This is a genomic window from Leptodesmis sp., assembly GCF_052746595.1.
Genome location: NZ_JBRAGO010000082.1, coordinates 1 through 20,760, shown reverse-complemented (window position 1 = coordinate 20,760; position 20,760 = coordinate 1). Strand labels below are relative to the sequence as shown.

Sequence of the window (20,760 nt, the reverse complement as noted above, 5' to 3'; positions counted from 1 at the left end):
GAGCTGGGGAGGCAGGTCGAGGCTTCGCAATCGTGGCTGATGAGGTCAGACAACTTGCTGATCGAGCCGCAAAAGCCTCAAAGGAAATTGAACAAATTGTATTGCAGATTCAAAGTGAAACAGGATCTGTGATGACGGCCATGGAGGAAGGAACTCAGCAGGTCATTGAGGGGACGCGGTTGGCTGAGCAGGCAAAACGAGCACTGGAAGACATTATTCAAGTGTCGAACCGGATTGATGTGCTGGTGCAATCGATTACGGCCGATACCGTTGAGCAAACTGAAACCTCTCGCGCTGTAGCTCAGGTGATGCAATCCGTTGAGTTAACCGCTCAGGAGACCTCCCAGGAGGCTCAGCGAGTATCCGAATCACTGCAAAATCTGGTCGGAGTTGCCCGCGATCTGCTCACATCTGTAGAAAGATTCCGGGTTGAAACCATTGAGCGTAAGTAGACAAGATAGGTGAGCGGAAGTAGACAAGATAGGGAACCTTCGCAATTGGATGTCAATTCCCGGTGAATCAATTACATTAAAGCAAACCGGGGCATGAACATTAGTCATCATTACCCTCCCCAAGGAATGGAGTACAGCCATGCAGCCTGATCAACAGCAGCGAATCATGGGCTATTTTATTGAGGAAGCCAAGGATCACCTCAATACCATAGAACAGGGTCTACTGAATCTGCAAAACACTATTGAAGACCCAGAAATGGTAAGTGAGGTGTTTCGAGCTGCTCATTCTGTTAAGGGTGGAGCTGCCATGTTGGGGTTGAGCAGCATTCATCGGGTATCCCATCGGTTAGAAGACTTTTTCAAGCTATTGAAAGAAAATCCGATAAGGGTTGATCAAAAGCTGGAAACTCTGTTTCTTAAGGCATTCGACAGCCTTCAGGAATTATTAGGGCAATTGCAAGGCCCTTTTGGTTTAACCGAGGAGTCGGCCAATACTATCCTGAGCGAAGTTGAGCCAACCTTTGAGAAGCTAGAACAACATCTTGCCCAGCTCACCAGTGAATCCGGAGGAATTTCCCTGCCAACGACTGCCAGCTTTGGTTTGGATACTGCCTTTACCTTACCTGTGGGTACCCAGGTCGATGAGTCCCTGGTGAATCTGTTTAGAACTGATGTCACCCTGCAGTTACGGAGCATGCTGCGCCTGTTTCGGCTCTCAGATGCTGATCCGGTAACTCGGCAACATTTACAGGAGCATTGCGACAGTTTGAATGATTTAGGGGAGCGGCACGGTTTATCGCATTGGTGCCGTCTGCTGCAGACTGCTCGACAGGCGATCGCTCACCCCAACAATAGCTATCGTATCCTGGCTCCTGTGGTGATCAAAGATATCAAACAGGCTCAAGAACTCGTATTAGCTGGGCGCGAAAGTGAAATTGCCCCTTCCAGTCAACTTCAGGGATTGTTGCCTGCAGATGTTTCTGCTGAAACAGTGATTCAGGATGATCTGGCCGATCTGTTAACTGATTTGCAGCCGATCGAGTCAGAATCCGAATTGAGCAATCAGTCTCTCGACCTAACCGAGTTTAACTTTGCACAATCCGCAGCAGCATCTGACCACGTGCTGGACTCGCTGGAAGTTGCATCGACTACCCATGACCTGGAATTAATCGATAGCTTGGCGAGCGATCCATTTGATGCCAGTGAACTGGACACTCAACATGGCCCAGAAGTGGGCATGGCAGAACTCAATACTTTGGCCGATCTGTTTGAAGGTGAGGTGCCTGACCTGGGTTTAACCTGGCAACAGGAGGAAGTTATTGAGGATAGTGACGATTTACTTATCCTAGATACCTCAACCGTTCACACTTCTGACTTCAATAACGATTTTTCAGATCTCTTGTTTGAAGAAGTCAGAACTGAGCCTTCTACAGCCAATCCCAATTGGGCTGTAGACGATTTAGATGATCTGTTTGGCGATGCTGATCTACTAACGGCAGAAGAAGCCAGAAATCCATTTGATTCTTCTGAGTCTGATGCATCGGCTGACATTTCAGACTTGGATAATCTGTTTGATGGGCTGGATGACGCAGACCTGACAAGAGAAGAACATCCCGACGCTGCTCACAGTCTTGAGCTAGACATTCCCGATCCCTGGGATACCATATCTGATGCAGAACAGGTAGCAGGAGAAGGCCCAGAGTTAGGTTCTCTCTCCTTAGAGGACTTAGAGCTTGATAATCTGGAGGGGATAGAAGAATTATCTGAGCATGAACCTACCTTAGATAGTTTGGTGGAAGTCTCTTCCCAAAATAACCAGGATACTGGCCTATCTGCTATAACAGAACCTTTTGTAAGTCAAGGCATGATCGCGGATCCATGGGGAGAACTGGAAACGGAGATGTCAGATTCACGACTTCTATCTGATTTGTCTCTAGATGAATTGGAAGCGGCAGGAGATTTCTCTTTGGAATCGTCTCCCCTAGATGAAGAGTTGGCTCTTGAATTTGGAGATGTCACATCTGACGAAAAACCTGACGAAACACGGAGTGATCAACTGACCTCAACAGACGAGTTATTCGGCGCATCGGATCACTCTACTCAAGCAATCACAGATCTGTTTGGCGAAGAATTAGTCGAAGAGTTAGTCAATGAAGATCTGCTGGGTGAGGATCTATTCGGTCAGGCTAGCGAATCAGTATCTCCTGCAAGTATGAATGATTTGTTCAATGAGGCCGTTGATCTATCGACATCATCAGTAGATGATTCGCTGGGTGAACCTACGGTTCAGCCTGCCTTAATGGACAACTTGTTTGGCGAAACGGATGAGTCACTATTGACTGCAGAGTTAGACGATTTGCCGGGGGAACCAAGGTCTCAGCTCGACTTGGTAGCAGAAGATTTGTTTAGTGAGGCAACTGAACCATCATTAACTGCCGAAGTAGACAATGTGTTTGATGAACCTGTCACTCAAACGGATCTGACAACCGATGATCTGTTTGGTGAACCCGCCGATCGTACTGCCTCGATGGATAGTTTGATTGGTGAGATATCTGAATCGCCACTGGCTTCAGATATAGATGATCTATTCGGTGAATCTGCTGATCAGGCTATTGTGGGAAATGGCTTATTCAACGAGACCAATGAGCCAGTAATAGCTGTGGACACAGACAGTTTGTTTCATGAATCTTCTGACCAATCCGATTTGGCAGTAGAAGACTTGTTTGGTGAAACCGAACCTTCATTTATCACCGATGGGGGCAATTTGTTCGGCGAATCTGTTGAACAGCCTACCTTAGCAAATGATTTGTTGGATGACGCAGCCAGTAAGAACGATTTGTTTGGTGAATCTACTAACGATCTGACATCTGTAAATGAGTTGCTGGGTGAGTCTGCAGATGTCACCTCAGATATGGATGACTTGTTTGGAGATTTAATATCAGAAGGTGCAAGTGAGCAATTTCAGGATGATCTCGCTCTCACTGAGGAAGATTCCATCTTCACCCAAGAAGCATCAAATGAAGTCACCAATATTTTGGGAGAAGAGGATGCACTCGACCTTCCCACTGTTACAGAAGACGAATCTGCGCAGCTTTCTGATCAGGAGTTGGATGATTTATTGGGCGGAGTCTCTGACCAGGAATTAGACGATCTACTGGGCGACTCCTTTAATCTAGATAGTGAGTTAATGAACGGTTTGGATCTAGATGCTCATCCTGACTTAGAGGCAGAGGGTTTAGCTGCAACTGCCGAATTTGAGATCGATTTTGAACAACCGTCTATTGAACCAAAACTTTCTGCAACTGAGTTTGAGGAACTAGACAGTCTGCTGGACGAACCTTCTGCAGCGGATGATGTCTTTGGTGATCTGGAAGAGTTACTGGATGACAATCAGATTTCAGAACCGGGTGCCCCCCTAGACATCGCACCCTCTACTGAAGAATTGGAAAAAGATTTAGCGCCGGAACAAGAACCTGCTGATGATTTCTCAGAACTGGAGACGCTGGTAGAGGGTGGTACTCTGGGACTGGCTGATTCTATGGATAGCACTTCCAGTGTTAGCGGCTCAGAGTTTGATGACTTAGATGATCTACTAAAAGATGCAGAAGAGAAAATGGGTGGTTCTCCATCCGTCAGCATTGGTCGCGGGGCAATGCCGCAAGCCCGCCGAGCTATGCGTCCTGGTCGGGTTTTCAGTGAACAGACAATGCGGGTACCCGTGAAACATCTGGATAACCTGAGTAACTTAGTCGGGGAACTAGTTGTTAACCGGAACAGTCTAGAGCAGGATCAAGAGCGTCTACGACAATCGCTGGATAACCTGCTCTATCAGGTACAGCAACTAAGTGACGTGGGGCAGCGGATGCAGGATTTGTATGAGCGATCGCTGCTGGAGAGTTCTCTGCTAGCTAGCCGTCAAAGCCACCATCGTCTGAGTACCCTGTCCTCCACAGGACGAGGAACTGCTACAGAAATTCAGGAACCCTCTGGCAATGTGGAATACGATCCGTTAGAGATGGATCGATTTACTGGCTTCCACTCTCTGTCTCAGGAAATGATTGAGCTGATCGTACGGGTACGGGAGTCTTCTTCGGACATCGAATTTATTGTCGATGAAACAGAGCAAGTAACCCGCATGTTCCGCCAGGTCACCACTCAGTTGCAAGAGGGATTGACACGATCGCGCATGGTGCCCTTCGCCCAGACCGCTGATCGTCTACCCCGTGCGGTGCGCGATATTTCTATGAAGGTGGGTAAACAGGCAGAACTAATCATCGAGGGTCGAGAAACGCTAATCGACAAAATGATTCTGGAACAGCTCTACGACCCCATGACCCATCTGGTGAACAATGCTCTGACCCATGGAATTGAGGCACCAGAAGTGCGACGTTCCCAGGGCAAACCTCCGGCTGGTCGCATTGTCATCCGTGCCTTCCACCAGGGCAACCAGACCATCATTTCGGTTTCTGATGATGGCACTGGTATTAATGTCGAACGGGTGAAAGCCAAAGCGATTGAGAAGGGCTTGATCACCGTGGCTGAAGCTCAGAATCTATCACGGCTCGATATCTATGACATCCTTTTCCATCCGGGATTCAGTACCAAAGATCAGGCCGACGACTTCTCTGGTCGGGGTGTGGGCATGGATGTGGTTCGTACCAGCCTGAGCGAAATCCGAGGGGTGGTCAACATTGACTCTACTCCTGGCAAGGGCACCACGTTCACGATTCGCCTACCGTTGACGCTAAGTATTTCCAAAGCCCTGTGCTGCATCAGCGATCGCGCCCGAATCGCCTTCCCCATGGATGGGGTGGAAGACATGCTCGATCTGCCGAAAGAACGGCTGCAGATGAACGCTGAAGGTCAGCCCTGCATTGCTTGGCGGGATACTATGCTGCCGGTTCGTCCGCTTGCGGATCTGCTCACCTATAATCGTCATCTCAGCCGAGGTAATGTCTATGGCGGCAATCAGGAAGATGACATTATCTCGATCGTCGTGCTGCGGAGCGCAGGCAATTTTCTGGCTTTGCAGGTCGATCAGGTGTTAGGTGAACAAGAAATCGTGATCAAACAGTTAGAGGGGCCAGTTCCAAAACCTGTTGGAGTGGCTGGTGTGACGATATTGGGAGATGGACGGATTATGCCGATCGCAGATGTTCTGGAACTGATTGATCTCTCAATGGGACGGCTACGTCGGGATGCGGGTGGAGCCTTGTGGGATCAAAGTGGCGACCAGGAAGGTCAAGAGGCTCCCGCTGTCAAGACCGAACCGATGGTGCTGATTGTGGATGACTCTATCACTGTCCGGGAACTGCTCTCTATGACCTTCAACAAGGTGGGTTATCGAGTAGAACAGGCCAGAGATGGTCAGGAAGCCTGGGAAAAACTACGATCAGGCTTGCCTTGTGATATTGTCTTCTGTGACATTGAAATGCCCCGGATGGATGGGCTAGAACTGCTTTCCAGAATTCAAAAGGATCCCAACCTGAAACAGTTACCAATTGCTATGTTGACCTCACGGGGGGCTGATCGTCACCGTCAGATGGCTGCTTCTCTGGGAGCCAGTGGCTACTTTACCAAGCCTTACCTCGAAGAAGCGTTACTGGATGCGGCACAACGGATGCTCAAGGGAGAACGACTGCTCAAGCGTGAAGGGTAAACAACTGAGATGAACCACGATTTACGATGGATTGCTCCCATCCCGCCCGAATCTGATCACGGAGTTCTAGAGGCTCAGGTATTGACACGGCAGTTTTATCAAGAACTGGAACACCGCCGTGCCTTTGAAAAACACTGCCAGTGGTATCACGCTACTGCGGAAAGGCATCGTCAAGAACTGCAGACTATGCGGCGAGATTTTAATCTACTGGGCTGGTTTTACCGAAGCTGGCGGCGTTAAGCAGGGAAGCGTTAGACCTGTTAACTGACTTTCTCTAACTCGTGTCCTTGCAGGTGCGCTCTAAATTTCGGACCAAATTTGACGACAAATGGGAAATTTGCGCTAATCGGTTTCCCATGATATTCCTTAACCACTTCAACGACTTCGCCTTCTTGCCCTTTGAGATCAAATGCCTGATTGCGGTGTTCTGGGTGGTGATAGACAATCACAGATGCCACGACTCGTACCTTGTCTCCAATGGAAAATGATTCAGTATCAATCTGCATAGGTTCATCAGTCCTCAACAACAGTCGTTCCCTTTGCCCAAGGGACATCCATAACTGCTATTGATTGTCTGTTTCGATAGCAACAACTTCCTTATCTTGACATAAGACCGGGACGGCTTAAACTGATCGCCCGGTTTCATACTGACCTTTCACATTTCCCTATGGTTTGGGGAGCGATCGCTCGCGAAATTCTTGGAAACCAGCAGGATTGGTCTGTGACCACAGGGCTACCCCCAAGCCTCCCAGCAACAGCAGACCCGCTAACCCGAAAATGAGCCACCATATCTTCTTCCATCTGGGCTTGCTGCTTGCTACTTCGGATACAGGACTGGTCGTTCCGTCCTGGGCTATATCCTGCACAAGCTGCCTGGAGGATTCAGACCAGTCGGTTGTGGGTTGCTCAGTCAGGGGAAGCGCGATTGCAGGCAGAGGCATAGAGATGTGACATTGCAGGAGTACAACCGAGGCATTATCGTGGCCGTTTTTTCGATTCGCTAACTCGATCCATGAGCGAGCAGCCGCCTCTAACGAAGCTTTGCCTTTGAGTACCCCTTCCATGACTTCAGCCCAGGATTCCTCAACCCGCCCGTAATCACTCAGACCATCCGAACAAAGCAGCAAAATGCCATCCTCCTCAATCACAAATCGTTGAATGGTCGGCCGGAGAAACTCGGCATCACGAGTGCCCAATGCTTGAGTTAAAGCACCTGCATCCTGTCGTTGCAACGCTTCCCGATACAGTGATCGTCCCATTCGGACTTCCCGTACTGCAACATCATCGTCAATGGTCAGACGATGGCAGTAGCGATCGGTAATCCAGTAGGCGCGGCTGTCTCCAATGTTGACCAGATACAATTCGTGACTGTTGGAGGCAACTGTGCCATCGGGCTGTTGCAGGGGTTGAGGAAGTTGCAGTGCCATCACGAGCGTCGTTCCCATCCGCTGGCGGGCTTCTCGACCCTGACTGTCATTCTGATTGGCGATCACATTATTAATTACCCGCACGATCGCTTCCAGTTGCTCAGCCACCAGATTGGCAGAAAACGGTTCTGGTTGTCTCGCTACTTCTGCCAGAAACGCCTGCACCTGGGGTTTGATCGACTGTACTGCTAACTGGCTGGCGACTTCACCCCCCTCATGGCCGCCAATCCCATCACACACAATCGCCAGTTTTGGAAAAACCCCATCACTTGCCAGACTGGCCACATCATTCAGGGGATAACAGGCATCTTCGTTGTGGTTGTATTGTGGCCCTGTATCGCTGGCACCAGTCGCTTGCAGGCGTAAAGGCAGTTGGGCGGCTTGTTGCAGTAATAGTTGATTAAGCCGAGGCGCAATCGCTTGAGCCGTTGTCCCCTCTGCTTCCATCTCGCGACAAATCTCCTGCAAGGGGGCGATGATGGCAGGTTTTGCTTCAGGCAGCCACTCCAACCACAGATGAGCCAGATCTGCCAGATTGGGTAGTGCAGGACTCTGTTCCGGCGTTGTTTCATCAACAGCTAAGACTCGATCGTCCTGGAACAACTGACATAGCCGGACTCGCCACCCTTCCACGCGGATATTATCAGCAATCAGCAGACTGGTACTGACTCCTTGTTCGGCTAGCGGTACCCATAATTGCAGCATTTGCCAGAGCCAGTACACCTGCCGTACCGCTGTAGCCTGTGACCAGGCACGCCCGATCGCCGGAAACAACAAGCCTGCAGAATCGAGAGGCGCATTCTCCAACAAAAAAACTGCTGAGGCATTGTCGCCCTCGTTGCTGGGGCAAATTCCATACACTTCTGGAACATGCAACCGCTGGGGGTAGAGATGCAAATACGGCAAAATTTGTTCTGGAAGTTCCGCTGCTGCAGGAAAGTCGGGCAATAAGGCAGGTTGAGTATCCAGCCAGATCTGGGGAGTCTTCACAAAGTAGCGTCCGGCAACCAAACTACCGACAGTAGGCGGAACCGAAAATTCCCCAACCACCCAGAGATAGCGATAGATTAAGGGAGTCTGACAATTTTTACAGGCAAAACTCCCCAGGTCATTCAGGGGGGCACAACAGTTCAGATTAGGACAATAGATCTGAGTGGGAGAAACTTTCATAGCGCTATCCGCGTCCTAGCCCTGATGACTGAAAAAGTTAAATCAATGATTAAACCGACGCTAAAGTGTCCAACTTAAACTAAACCTGTTTACGGAATCTAGCTCCTGAAAGCTGGATTTAATCATACAGCAGCAATCCCGTTACCTTTATAAAAATACAAAGAACGAGGTGAGATGGACCTGAGTCCAAGTGTGATCTGGTTGCTGATAGGCGTAATCTTCTGCCTCATAGAGTTTGTTGTTCCCACAGCCTTTGTGTCCTCCATGATGGGCATTAGTGCTCTGATTGTGGCGGCGATCGCGGGTCTGCTTCCACTGGGCTTACAAGTTGCTCTGTGGGCTGTCCTATCAGTGGTTTTGGTGTTAGCTTCCCGCCGTCTGGTACGCACCCGTGCCTCCCGAAATCTAGATGCAACTGAAGCAGAAACGCTGACAGAAATACCGGCGAGCAAAACAGGCAGGGTACTCTTCGAAGGAAATTCCTGGGCAGCTCGATGTGATGACCCAGGAGTGACGATCGCGGCGCATCAGAAGGTGTACATCGTAGCTCGCCAGGGCACCACGTTAATTGTGATGCCCCAAAATGTGTTGCGTTCCTAATTTTTAAACCTTGTCCAAGTCCAGAACCTTATTTTCTCTCACCGGAAAACGACCGTTCTCTAGCTGGACTTGATTTAGTTGATGTTTTTGCAAGAATTTACAGGAGTTTGACCATGTGGGAATGGATTATTGGCTTACTGATCGTAGGTGGTGGAGTTTCCAGCGTCAAAATTATTCAGCAGGGAAATGAAGCCCTGGTAGAGCGGTTGGGGGTGTACGATCGCAAGCTGGTTCCCGGCCCTAAATTCGTGATTCCCATTATTGAGCGAGTCGCTTTCCAGGAAACAATTCGCGAAAAAGTCTTAGATATTCCCCCGCAACCCTGCATTACCCGCGACAACGTTTCGATTACCGTGGATGCGGTGGTCTACTGGCGGATTGTGGACATGGAAAAGGCATACTACAAAGTCCAGAATCTACAAAATGCAATGGTGAATCTGGTGCTAACTCAGATTCGGGCTGAGATGGGCAAGCTAGAACTGGATGAAACCTTTACAGCCCGCTCTCAAATCAATGAATTATTACTGCGGGATCTGGACATCGCCACCGATCCGTGGGGTGTGAAAGTGACTCGCGTGGAACTGCGGGACATTATTCCCTCCCAGGCGGTGCAGGAGTCCATGGAATTGCAGATGTCAGCGGAACGCCGCAAACGAGCCGCTATTTTGACCTCAGAGGGAGATCGCGAATCCGCCATTAACAGTGCCCGTGGCAAAGCAGAGGCCCAGATTCTAGATGCTGAGGCCCGTCAAAAGGCCGTGGTTTTGCAAGCAGAAGCGGAACAAAAAGCAGCGATTCTCCATGCTCAGGCAGAACGGCAAAGTCAGGTACTGAAAGCCCAGGCCACCGCGGAAGCGATTCAAATTGTCCAGCAGGCTCTGGCCAGTGACCCCAAAGCCGCTGAAGCCGGGAAAGTGCTACTGGCCTTGAGCTACCTGGATATGGGAGCAACGATCGGCAAGAGCGACAGCAGCAAAGTCATGTTCATGGATCCGCACAGCATTCCCGCTACCATTCAGAGCATGTTGTCAATGGTTGATAGCAATCAGAACGGCGTTTAAGCTGACCCTTAACTCCCCTCCTCAACCAAGATGGGCTACAGTATAGAGAAACAGCCATCTTTGACAGGAGACTAATGGCATCCTCATCTTCGATCGCGGTTCGTGAACTTCCTCTATTTCCCTTGCCAGAAGTCGTTCTATTTCCAGGCCGACCTCTTCCCTTGCACATCTTTGAGTTCCGTTATCGCATCATGATGAATACCATTCTGGAAACGGATCGCCGTTTTGGTGTTTTGATGTGGGATCAGGCCCAAGGAAAACCTGCTACAGTGGGTTGCTGCGCTGAGATTGTTCAATTTCAACGGTTGCCTGACGATCGCATGAAAATCCGCACGATTGGGCAACAACGGTTTCGGGTGCTGGAATATGTCCGTGAAAAGCCTTACCGCGTCGGTCTGGTGGAGTGGATTGAAGACGCACCTCCTGAACAAGATCTCAGACCTTTAGCTGATTCAGTTGCACAGCTGCTGCGGGATGTCGTTCGATTGTCGGCAAAACTGACTGAGCAAAAAATTGAACTCCCGGATACCATTCCCGACTTGCCTTTAGAGTTGTCCTATTGGGTCGCTAGCAATCTTTATGGAGTGGCGGAAGAGCAGCAACTTCTACTAGAAATGCAAAATACAGCAGCCCGATTAGAGCGAGAAGCAGAAATTTTGACTTCCACTCGCAATCACCTCGCCGCCCGCACCGTCCTCAAAGACACCTTTGAAGACGCTTAACGCACGCAAGGCCGATTGTCCTTCAGTATACTAACAGTGTTGTTCTGTGCTGTTGACGAGAAGGATTGGTGCCCAGTGTCCGTTGCGATCGAAACCCTCCTGACTTCAGAAATTTTGCGACCCGCCCGTTACCTGGGCAATGAATTAGGGGCTGCCCACAAACCCTGGGAATCAGCAACCGTTCGCTGGGCACTGACTTATCCAGAAGTCTATGAAGTGGGGGCTTCTAACCTGGGCCATATCATTCTGTACAACATTCTCAATGCCCAACCCCAGCAACTGTGCGATCGGGCCTACCTCCCCGCCCCCGATTTAGCCACCAAACTTCGCAACACTCAAACTCCCCTATTCGCTGTCGAGTCCCGCCGCCCTCTCACCGACTTCGACATCCTGGGCTTCAGCCTCAGCTACGAACTGGGAGCCACCAACATTCTGGAAATGCTGGACTTAGCCAGCATCCCCTTCACTTGGCAAGAACGCCAATCCCTAATCTCTAATCCCCAATCCCCAAGCCCTTACCCCCTCATCTTTGCTGGAGGCCAAACTGCCACTTCCAACCCCGAACCCTACACCGATTTTTTTGACTTCATTGCTCTAGGAGATGGAGAAGAATTACTGCCTGAAATTGGTCTGGTGCTTCAGGAAGGAAAAGCGGCTGGGTTAAGTCGGCAGGAATTATTGCTCGATCTGGCCCAAATTCCGGGCGTGTATGTGCCTCAGTTTTATGATATGGCTCCTGATGGCTCTGTCCATCCCAACTGTTCCGCTGTACCTGAGCGTATCCTGCGACGGGTGGCCACTCCTATACCCGCTTACTCGATCGGCCTGGTTCCCTACGTCGAGACAGTGCACGATCGCCTAACCGTGGAAATTCGGCGCGGCTGTACACGAGGTTGTCGCTTCTGCCAACCGGGAATGCTCACCCGTCCCGCCCGTGATGTCGAACCAGAAGCTGTGGTTGAGGCGATCACAGCAGGGATGCGGGCTACCGGATACAATGAATTTTCTCTGCTTTCCCTGAGTTGTTCTGACTATCTGGCCTTGCCTGCCGTTGGGGTCGAGATTAAGAATCGCTTAAAAGACGAGAATATTTCCCTGTCTCTGCCTAGTCAGCGGGTTGATCGATTTGATGAAAACATTGCCCATATTCTGGGCGGAACTCGTCGGGCTGGCCTTACCTTTGCTCCGGAAGCAGGCACCCAACGGCTGCGAGACATTATTAACAAAGGGTTAACCAACGAAGAACTGTTGCGGGGAGTTAAAACGGCTTACGAGCAGGGTTGGGATCGAGTCAAGCTGTATTTCATGATCGGGCTACCGGGTGAAACGGATGTGGATGTGCTGGGCATTGCCGAAACCGTCCGCTGGCTACAGCAAGAGTGCCGCCTTAAGGGAAGAAAGCCACTAAACTTCAACCTGACCATCTCCAATTTCACACCCAAACCCCATACGCCATTTCAGTGGCATTCTGTCTCAACAGCCGAATTTGAGCGCAAGCAAGCCCTGTTAAAGGAAGAGTTCCGGCACATTCGAGGGTTGAAGGTTAACTTTACCGATGTTCGCGTCTCAGCAATGGAAGACTTTGTAGGACGGGGCGATCGCCGTCTGGCTCCAGTTATTCGTCGTGCCTGGGAATTGGGAGCCGGAATGGATTCCTGGTGGGAAAGCCTGGATCGGGCCTTCGCGGCCTGGACAGAGGCGATCGCGGAAGCGGGCCTGACCTGGAAATATCGTCAGGTCGAAAATGGGGAATGGAACCTGTTTGAAGAGATAGATCACCCGTCCAAAATTCAAAATCCAAAATCCAGCATTTATAATCTCTACGACGCTCCTCTTCCCTGGGATCACCTCGACACAGGAATCGACAAACAATGGCTGAAAGACGATCTGCAACGTGCTCTGGCAGCTGCAACCATACCTGACTGCTCCTTCGAGGGCTGTTCTCACTGTGGAGTGTGCAGTACCGACTTTGGCCATAACATTGTTGTGCCGCCGCCGCCAATTCCCGACTTTGCAGGTCACTTTGTCCCCAATCAGCACCGGGCACAGCGGTTACGGGTGAAGTTAGGCAAGTTAAGGGAAATGGCTTTTCTTAGCCACCTGGACTTGATGCGTTTGCTCGATCGTGCTGTTCGTCGGGCTGCTTTGCCGATCGCTTTCACAGGCGGCTTCCATCCAGGGCCACGGATTATTCCCGCCAATGCACTCCCCCTAGGCGCAACCAGCAGTGGCGAGCTGGTGGACTTTGAATTAACCAGATCCATGAACCTGGAAGATTTTCAGGCCGCCCTATCTGCCCAACTACCTGCAGATTTGCCGATTTATTCTGTTGAAGCAATTGATGTCACGACTCCAGCCGCCACCCAGTTATTGGAACGGGCCGAATATACCCTGTCCCTCGGAGTAATTCCCAACGACCCAGCAGCTATCTTTCCTCACCTGGAAGCATGGCAGGCATGGATTGACAACGTGCTGTCTGAAACAGAAATCTGGTTCGAGCAAACCACCAAATCCGGTAAGGTACAGCAGGTGAACCTGCGCGATCGCCTATTCACCCTGCAACTAATCTCATCAACTGAGAGTCAAAATTCCCCACCCTCTACCCCCTCCATCTCCCTCCGCTATACGGGCAGTTGTCGCAACGACGGCACCCTACTCCGTCCTGACCATGTTGTAAAAATGTTGGAACAAGTTTCTGGTCAAGAATTACGATTGCTTCATGTCCATCGAGAAAGCTTATTGCTGGCCAATCCTGGCACTTAAAACCTCTGGTTAGTGTTGAGTACTCAGTTTTGAGTTTTAAGTCAGACTCCAACCAAGCATTGAGCACTTAAAACTTAAAACTTCCTTATGTTACTCCTTCTTTATTGATTTTTGAATTTTCGTGGCTTACGAAGCTCCACACGCTATAATGCATTTCAACAGAAGCTGTTGCTGACTGAAAGTTCCTGGGGAACCGCTCTATAGCCAGTCATTTTATTGGGCACAGCTTGCTTGACTAAGCTTTCTACTAATGAACAAAGCTTGATCGCCGAAAGTGAAGGATGATCGGGTTTAGAGCAACAGTTATTTGGCTCAGTTGTCATTTGTTGTGGCTAGGTACTTCCAGGATGTCTTAACCCCTTTAAGGGGATTGATTTGCTACGTCTCCATAGCCTTCATCTTGTATCACAAGTGGCAGCGTAACCATGAAAGCAAGTAGAGAGGTTAATGGGAACTTAGACTCCCTTGCAATCGCCAAAATTTGAGGAAATTGAATGCCGAAGCAAATTATTATCGCGGAACAGCATCGCATTGCTGCCGTATTTTCAGAAGATCAGATTCAAGAGCTTATTGTTGCGACAGGAACCCATCAGGTTGGTGATGTTTATTTAGGAGTGGTAGAAAACGTTCTGCCCGGAATTGATGCTGCCTTTGTCAATATCGGAGATACCGAGCGCAATGGGTTCATTCATGTCAGCGACTTAGGGCCACTGCGCTTGCAACGGGCAGCGGGTTCCATTACTGAGTTGCTGCGCCCCCAGCAGAAGGTTCTGGTTCAGGTAATGAAAGAGCCAACGGGCAATAAAGGACCACGGCTCACCGGAAATATCTCCTTGCCAGGCCGTTATCTGGTTTTGATGCCGAGTGGTAAAGGGGTCAACCTTTCCCGACGGATTCGCAACGAAAATGAACGAAATCGATTACGTGCCCTGGCTATTCTAATCAAACCTCAAGGGATGGGTCTGGTAGTCAGAACCGAGGCGGAAGGGATGCCCGAAGATGCCATTATTGAGGATCTGGAAGCGCTACAGAAACGATGGGTAGACATTTGCCAGGAAGCCAGTATTACTCGTGCTCCTGCATTGCTGAATCGGGATGATGACTTCATTCAACGGGTGTTACGAGATGTTTATAGCAGCGATGTCAACCGGATTGTCGTCGATTCCCATACGGGGTTGAGACGGGTGAAGCAACATTTGCTCAACTGGGGCGCGGGTAAACTGCCTCAGGGTGTACTGATCGACCAGCACCGCGATCGCATCCCCATTCTGGAATACTTCCGGGTCAATGCCGCGATTCGAGAAGCCCTGAAACCCAGAGTAGACTTGCCTTCTGGGGGTTACATCATCATTGAACGCACCGAAGCGCTGACCGTAATTGATGTGAACTCCGGTTCCTTTACGCGATCGGCCACAGCCCGCGAAACTGTACTCTGGACAAATTGCGAAGCGGCCACTGAGGTGGCTCGTCAGCTCCGGTTACGTAATATTGCTGGTGTGATCATCGTGGACTTCATTGATATGGATTCCCGCCGCGACCAGCTTCAGGTTTTAGAACACTTCAACCGGGCACTACGAGCTGACAAAGCCCGACCCCAAATTGCTCAATTATCAGAACTGGGACTGGTTGAATTAACTCGCAAGCGGCAAGGAAAAAACATTTATGAGTTATTCGGTCGTCCCTGTCCAGCTTGTGGAGGCACAGGGCATCTGGTTCACTTACCTGGAGAACCAGAGCCATCGGAGGAAGGGACAGAAAGACCTGCCGTTACAGCTCTGCGGGAATCTCGATCCTTTGATCGGGGCAGCAGAGGCCGGGATTTACCAGATATTCCTTTACCCACCGAATTTCCCTGGGAAGACCGGGAGGATGAAGAAGGAGATGATTTAGCTGAGGCCATGAGCCAGTCAGGGTATCAAGATGTTGTCTCGAATAATCGCCGCCGTCGCCGCCGTCGGCTGGACGAGGATCTCAGCCGGGAAAGAGGCCGAGGCTCCTGGGAAGAGGGCCGTACCCATGCCTTTGAGGGCGGCAATGGTGGGCCAGAGCCTGGGATAGATGGCGAAGAGTCACCGGAGAGTAAATCCAGACCGGAGCCTGTGGGCCGAGGACGACGAGGTCGGGGACGGCGAGATAGTAGCCCCGATCGCGAAATGGATGCGCTGCAAACCACGACCTACGAGAAGGACAATGCTGCTCCCATAGAAAGTAGGCTGGAAGAAAAGCGGAGTCGGGGAAGACGGGAACCCCGTTCTACTGAACCACCTGAGTTGGTGACTGTGGAAATGACCCCTGACGAACAGGATGTTTACGCCTGGATGGGAATTTCTCCTCTGGTGCTGACCCAACAAGAGGTGAAAAATCCTCAGTCAGCGGTGATATCGGTTGTGTTGCCTGGGGAATCTTCACGATCGCTAGCCCCTGTCAGTTCCAATACACCAATTCTGAAAAATAAAACTCAAAGTGAAGATGGAAATCTTGAGAGGGAGACGATCGCAACTCCCGCCCCATCTGAGTCCCTACCAGAACCTGAAGCTGTACAGACCGATTTAGAAGCGGAGCAACCAGAGAATGAACCACTCCGTCGCCGTCGTCGCCGTTCTTCAGCTACCGTTTCTGAGTAAGCGATGCCATCTAGGAAACGGAAATTAACCGGCCAGCCAGAAATTCCGGGCTTAATCCTGGAGCAAAGTTCTTCAGGAATTGTGGCTGGGGTCGATGAGGTGGGGCGGGGTTGCCTGTTTGGGCCAGTAGTTGCAGCGGCTGTGATTTTGCCAGATGCGGCTCTAGCAGATCTGACTCTGGCGGGAGTCACCGATAGTAAACAACTGTCAGCCCTCCAACGTCAGCATTTAGCAGATCAGATCAAAGCTTTGGCAGTGGATTGTCGAATTGGGTATGCCTCAGTTCGAGAAATTGATCGCCTGAACATTTTGCAGGCTTCTCTCCTGGCGATGAAGCGGGCAGTTCTGCGACTAAAAGTTCAGCCAGATTTATGTTTAATTGACGGCAATCAAAGGATTCCTGGATTGGCAGTACCTCAGCAAACTCTGGTTAAGGGAGATCAAACTTCTTTGGTGATCGCTGCCGCCAGTATCATTGCTAAAGTCTGGCGGGATCAATTAATCTTTCGCCTTGCAATTCGTTACCCTCAGTACGACCTGGCCAGCAATAAAGGCTATGGCACCCCTGCCCACCGACGGGCACTCCAACAATTTGGCCCCTCACCTTACCACCGCACCTCTTTTGATCCCTGCAGGTGCATCCCAACTGCCCAATTGACAGGAGGAGGGGAGGGGAAAGGAGTAAAGGAGTGAAGGGATAAAGCTGTAATCTAAATGGTTGGGCTGTTGTTAGGCAATAGGACACCCGATTGCAGAGGAGTCTCTTCCAGGCTTTGAGTATTGGCCCACAACTGATAGTCAGACACAAGCTGGTGAACCAACCTTTGTTTAACGGTTAATAAAACACTTTTCAGCAATCCATTACCCGTTGTTTCCAGAATTGGTCTGGGAGTGAAGAGAAACGGTGGGGGCAGTTCGATAATCATCACTTCCAGATCTGCCCTCCCCTGTAAATGCGTCATTCCTGATACAGTACGGGGCTGCAGTTGACCAGATAGATTTAAGGCAAAACGCTCGTTGATGTATTCAACTCCCAGAATTTCGCAGCTCCACGATCGCAGCCGCACGGTACTGTCCGATTCTGCCCAGACTTTCATATCGACTGTCGGTTGCAGACTCAGCATCATAAAGGAGAGTGGACGCATTTTCAGGCGGAACAAGTCGCTGCCGAGATGCTCGATGCGACTCGACGACGCTAAGGCTCGGACTAGACGTTGAGGTTGACGTAAATAGTGTTGAATGGGAACAGGTTGTTCTACCACTGGAATATCAACCGATTGAGAAGCCGTAAAGCGAATATCCATCTGGAAACTGTATGAATAATGAAGGAGCTTATAGTTGATGAGAAGCCAGAGAAACTTATATTAAGTTTCTATTACTATTCTTAAGCAAACTCAAAAAAAGTGCATCGCATCCTTAGGTAAAAACACTATACCTCTAGGAAGAACCTTTTTCCTCAAACTAAAAAGAATTAGGTATTTTTACTGCTTATCTCCTGGTTTGATTACAAATTGGCAATTCCTTTGAAGAATTTGAAGAACACAACCAAGTCTTGGATGAGTAAAGCTTTTCCTGCAAGAGAATTAGAAATTTTTACGTAGGGACGCTTTTGTCTACGGCACAGTCAGGAAAAAGTAAAGCATTATGACAAGCCTGAGAACAAGGACTCAGGAAATCGCTGTTATCAATGGATAAAGGATTAGATTGCATGACCATATTAATTGCCCATTTAGGCCCTTCAGGGACTTTTGCAGAAGCAGCGGCGTTACGCTATTCCACGTGGCTGAATCAGCAGACCCAGCAGGAAACAACCCTGTGTCCCTATCCCAGCATTGCCCAAACCATGCAGGCCGTAGCTCAGGGACAGGCAGATTTAGCCGTCGTTCCTGTGGAAAACTCGATCGAAGGCAGTGTCACCACAACTCTAGATACACTTTGGCAGTGCGATACCTTACAGATCCAACAGGCGCTCGTTTTACCCATTTCCCATGCGTTCATTACCCGCGCTCAAACCATCGATGCAGTCGAAACGGTGTATTCCCATCCCCAGGCGTTAGCGCAGTGCCATCAGTGGCTGGAGAAGTTTTTGCCTGCGGCCCAAATTATTTCCACAAACTCAACCGCCGAAGCTCTGCAGTACCTGGATGATAATTTGACGGCAGGGGCGATCGCCTCTCAACGGGCTGCCCAACTCTATAACTTACCTGTGCTGGCCTGTCCCATTAATGACCATCCGGACAACTGCACCCGTTTCTGGGTCCTGGGTTTACAACCTTCACCGGGGGGAAATTGTACCTCCCTCGCGTTTACAGTTCATGACGTACCGGGAGCGTTACTGAAACCCCTGCAAGTATTCGCCCAACAAAATATCAACCTCAGCAAAATTGAATCTCGTCCGACGAAAAAATCTTTAGGAGATTACTTATTTTTTGTGGATTTAGAAGCTGATGCTCGTCAGACTAATGTGCAAGCAGCCTTGAAAGAACTGGTTGAGCAGACGGCAACGCTGAAGGTATTTGGTAGCTACACCATTCTGCCAACTTAGGATTGTGGGTAAGCGGGTAAGATGGTGAGATAGCGAGAGTGGACCAGCGGAGAGATAGGGAAAGTCAGAAAGGCGGACGAAAAGGAGGATTTTTCAAAAAGACCTTACCTCTTGGGAAACCGCCTAAGTATGTAGAGCAGGGTTTGAGGCAGCAGAGACAGTTGGGTTCAAAAACTTGCGTAGGTGCTGGAGATAAGTCGATGGATCTTCCAACATTGGGAAGTGGGCCGTGTTGGGGATGGACACAAACGTAATGCGATCGTTTAGCGAGGCTGCCCGTTGGCCCAGTTCGGCTGGAATAATAATGTCACGATCGCCCGAAATCATCAGTGTGGGGATCGCAATCCGAGCAAATTCCTGGGGCATGATTTCTGCAGCTTCTTTGCTAACACAGGTAAAGATAGTGCCCAGAGCCGCATCATAATCCGCCAGCAAAAAGTCTTCTAGAAAGGCGCGGCTGATATCTCTGGATAAAGGACGGTAAAGAAACCGCTTCATGAATAACCGATCCATCATCGGCAGGCCATACAGCCAGCGAGGACGGAATTTAACGACGTAACCACCAAACCGATAAAAGGCATTAAAAGCTTTTTCGTCGTATTCAAAAATCCCATAACAGGTGAGAATGGCCCGTTCGACTCGCTCGGCAAATCGATTGAGAAAGTAAACGGCAACAGACGCTCCCATCGAATGGGTATTCAGGTAAATTCGCTGTAATCCTAAACCATCTAGCAATCCGGCCAGATCTTCCGCATAAGATGTAAGTTCATAACTTAGGTCTTCCGCAGTACCCGATTTCAGGGGTAGCAGGAGATCAGGAGTTTGGCCCTGCTGGGACGATCGCCCAAATCCCCGCAGATCGTAAAGCAGACAATCAAAGGTATCTGCGATCGCCCGTGCCGTACTTTCCCAATAGCGAGCCGACCCACCCCACCCATGAACAAATACCATCACAGGTTTACCCGATGGCTCTGGAATTTCTGATGCCGTAATCCACTCGTAATAGTGGTTAAAACCACGAACACTGATATACGCCATACAAAACAGCTTTGGGATGAAAAAAGGCTTGGTCGATATAATCCTGAGAATATCGGTCGGGCATCGTTGTGTACTCAATTTTGACCCTGAACTACCAGTTGCTCAACTTGCCTGATCTGATTCCAGTCAATTGTTGCGACCCAAATCTTCTCCTCTTCTGAAAACTGCACTACACCATCCACCTCTAGTTCTTCACTGTATAGCACCAGTTGTTGCCCATCTTCTAGTTCAGCTTGTTGACGAGCTAAGTCTTCAATCGTACCAATGCAGTTGAGGCGCAAACGTCCCTGGTCATCAGCATTGTGAAAATCAACAAAAACCCTGGATAAACTCATAGATAACCCTTGTTCACAAAGGCTGTTTAGATGGGTTGGATATGGTTGAAGTCAGAAGACAACTGATTTCATCAGGGACTAGACCTGTCAATGTCGCATGATATGGGCTTCTCCCTGATGTTCGTACAACGTCACCTCCTGCCTCTCGAACTTCTCGAACTGTCGTAACACCAACCTGCCCATGTTGAATCAATACAGACAATTCCTGAAAACAGATGCCCTTTCTCCACATTCTACCGAAATTCCTGTGACGCCACTCGGATGGGTTCCGATGGCACGCCTGATATCATCGGGGCGATTTCGTCCACCCCGAACTACGATCGCTGCATCCAAAATTCTTTCCACGAGTTGATCTGTTTTAACT

At 49.8% G+C, this 20,760-nt stretch carries 15 protein-coding genes; 10 read left to right on the top strand and 5 right to left on the bottom strand.

The features are described from left to right. The 3 genes from ACUVQO_RS16870 to ACUVQO_RS16860 form a co-directional block, all read left to right on the top strand. On the top strand, positions 1-452 hold a 452-nt coding region (locus ACUVQO_RS16870), incomplete at its 5' end, for a methyl-accepting chemotaxis protein (RefSeq protein WP_445927008.1). A gap of 139 nt (positions 453-591) precedes the next feature. Beyond that, positions 592-6,111, top strand: coding sequence for a response regulator (locus tag ACUVQO_RS16865; RefSeq protein WP_445927007.1), 5,520 nt, complete (start codon positions 592-594; stop codon positions 6,109-6,111). A gap of 9 nt (positions 6,112-6,120) precedes the next feature. Beyond that, a complete protein-coding gene (locus tag ACUVQO_RS16860) occupies positions 6,121-6,351 on the top strand; it encodes a hypothetical protein (RefSeq protein WP_445927006.1) in 231 nt (76 codons plus the stop codon). 20 nt (positions 6,352-6,371) lie between these two features. On the opposite strand, the gene ACUVQO_RS16855 is transcribed toward ACUVQO_RS16860, so the two are convergent. Beyond that, positions 6,372-6,617, bottom strand: coding sequence for a ferredoxin-thioredoxin reductase variable chain (locus tag ACUVQO_RS16855; protein ID WP_445927005.1), 246 nt, complete (start codon positions 6,615-6,617; stop codon positions 6,372-6,374). Positions 6,618-6,776: 159 nt separating this feature from the next. Then, complete coding sequence (locus ACUVQO_RS16850; RefSeq protein ID WP_445927004.1) at positions 6,777-8,708, bottom strand: PP2C family protein-serine/threonine phosphatase; 1,932 nt, start codon at positions 8,706-8,708, stop codon at positions 6,777-6,779. Positions 8,709-8,882: 174 nt separating this feature from the next. On the opposite strand from ACUVQO_RS16850, the gene ACUVQO_RS16845 reads away from it, so the two are divergent. The 6 genes from ACUVQO_RS16845 (at position 8,883) to ACUVQO_RS16820 (ending at position 17,171) form a co-directional block, all read left to right on the top strand. Beyond that, entirely contained in the window at positions 8,883-9,308 is a 426-nt protein-coding gene (locus tag ACUVQO_RS16845) for an NfeD family protein (protein WP_445927003.1), read from the top strand. A gap of 113 nt (positions 9,309-9,421) precedes the next feature. After that, entirely contained in the window at positions 9,422-10,369 is a 948-nt protein-coding gene (locus ACUVQO_RS16840; protein WP_445927002.1) for an SPFH domain-containing protein, read from the top strand. Positions 10,370-10,443: 74 nt separating this feature from the next. Then, positions 10,444-11,091: an LON peptidase substrate-binding domain-containing protein gene (locus ACUVQO_RS16835; protein WP_445927001.1), complete on the top strand. Its 648-nt coding sequence runs from the start codon at positions 10,444-10,446 to the stop codon at positions 11,089-11,091. 75 nt (positions 11,092-11,166) lie between these two features. Continuing rightward, positions 11,167-13,854: a TIGR03960 family B12-binding radical SAM protein gene (locus tag ACUVQO_RS16830; protein WP_445927000.1), complete on the top strand. Its 2,688-nt coding sequence runs from the start codon at positions 11,167-11,169 to the stop codon at positions 13,852-13,854. A gap of 494 nt (positions 13,855-14,348) precedes the next feature. After that, entirely contained in the window at positions 14,349-16,478 is a 2,130-nt protein-coding gene (locus tag ACUVQO_RS16825) for an Rne/Rng family ribonuclease (protein ID WP_445926999.1), read from the top strand. Between the two features lie 3 nt (positions 16,479-16,481). Continuing rightward, positions 16,482-17,171 carry a ribonuclease HII gene (locus ACUVQO_RS16820; RefSeq protein WP_445926998.1) on the top strand — a complete coding sequence of 230 codons (690 nt, stop codon included), beginning with the start codon at positions 16,482-16,484 and terminating at the stop codon, positions 17,169-17,171. 17 nt (positions 17,172-17,188) lie between these two features. On the opposite strand, the gene ACUVQO_RS16815 is transcribed toward ACUVQO_RS16820, so the two are convergent. Beyond that, complete coding sequence (locus ACUVQO_RS16815) at positions 17,189-17,782, bottom strand: DUF1997 domain-containing protein (RefSeq protein ID WP_445926997.1); 594 nt, start codon at positions 17,780-17,782, stop codon at positions 17,189-17,191. Between the two features lie 404 nt (positions 17,783-18,186). On the opposite strand from ACUVQO_RS16815, the gene pheA reads away from it, so the two are divergent. Then, complete coding sequence (pheA, locus tag ACUVQO_RS16810) at positions 18,187-19,023, top strand: prephenate dehydratase (RefSeq protein WP_445926996.1); 837 nt, start codon at positions 18,187-18,189, stop codon at positions 19,021-19,023. Positions 19,024-19,146: 123 nt separating this feature from the next. Here the strand turns inward: pheA and ACUVQO_RS16805 are convergent, their stop codons facing one another. Beyond that, a complete protein-coding gene (locus ACUVQO_RS16805) occupies positions 19,147-20,061 on the bottom strand; it encodes an alpha/beta fold hydrolase (protein ID WP_445926995.1) in 915 nt (304 codons plus the stop codon). 74 nt (positions 20,062-20,135) lie between these two features. Continuing rightward, positions 20,136-20,396 (bottom strand): hypothetical protein, encoded by a 261-nt coding sequence (locus ACUVQO_RS16800; protein ID WP_445926994.1) that lies wholly within the window; start codon positions 20,394-20,396, stop codon positions 20,136-20,138. Between the last annotated feature and the right edge of the window lie 364 nt (positions 20,397-20,760).

Coding starts and splice junctions, on each gene's coding strand:
- ACUVQO_RS16860 (WP_445927006.1), top strand. CDS start 6,121: ATGAACCACGATTTACGATGGATTGCTCCCATCCCGCCCGAATCTGAT.
- pheA (WP_445926996.1), top strand. CDS start 18,187: ATGACCATATTAATTGCCCATTTAGGCCCTTCAGGGACTTTTGCAGAA.
- ACUVQO_RS16865 (WP_445927007.1), top strand. CDS start 592: ATGCAGCCTGATCAACAGCAGCGAATCATGGGCTATTTTATTGAGGAA.
- ACUVQO_RS16820 (WP_445926998.1), top strand. CDS start 16,482: ATGCCATCTAGGAAACGGAAATTAACCGGCCAGCCAGAAATTCCGGGC.
- ACUVQO_RS16845 (WP_445927003.1), top strand. CDS start 8,883: ATGGACCTGAGTCCAAGTGTGATCTGGTTGCTGATAGGCGTAATCTTC.
- ACUVQO_RS16855 (WP_445927005.1), bottom strand. CDS start 6,617: ATGCAGATTGATACTGAATCATTTTCCATTGGAGACAAGGTACGAGTC.
- ACUVQO_RS16815 (WP_445926997.1), bottom strand. CDS start 17,782: ATGGATATTCGCTTTACGGCTTCTCAATCGGTTGATATTCCAGTGGTA.
- ACUVQO_RS16805 (WP_445926995.1), bottom strand. CDS start 20,061: ATGGCGTATATCAGTGTTCGTGGTTTTAACCACTATTACGAGTGGATT.
- ACUVQO_RS16840 (WP_445927002.1), top strand. CDS start 9,422: ATGTGGGAATGGATTATTGGCTTACTGATCGTAGGTGGTGGAGTTTCC.
- ACUVQO_RS16825 (WP_445926999.1), top strand. CDS start 14,349: ATGCCGAAGCAAATTATTATCGCGGAACAGCATCGCATTGCTGCCGTA.
- ACUVQO_RS16850 (WP_445927004.1), bottom strand. CDS start 8,708: ATGAAAGTTTCTCCCACTCAGATCTATTGTCCTAATCTGAACTGTTGT.
- ACUVQO_RS16800 (WP_445926994.1), bottom strand. CDS start 20,396: ATGAGTTTATCCAGGGTTTTTGTTGATTTTCACAATGCTGATGACCAG.
- ACUVQO_RS16835 (WP_445927001.1), top strand. CDS start 10,444: ATGGCATCCTCATCTTCGATCGCGGTTCGTGAACTTCCTCTATTTCCC.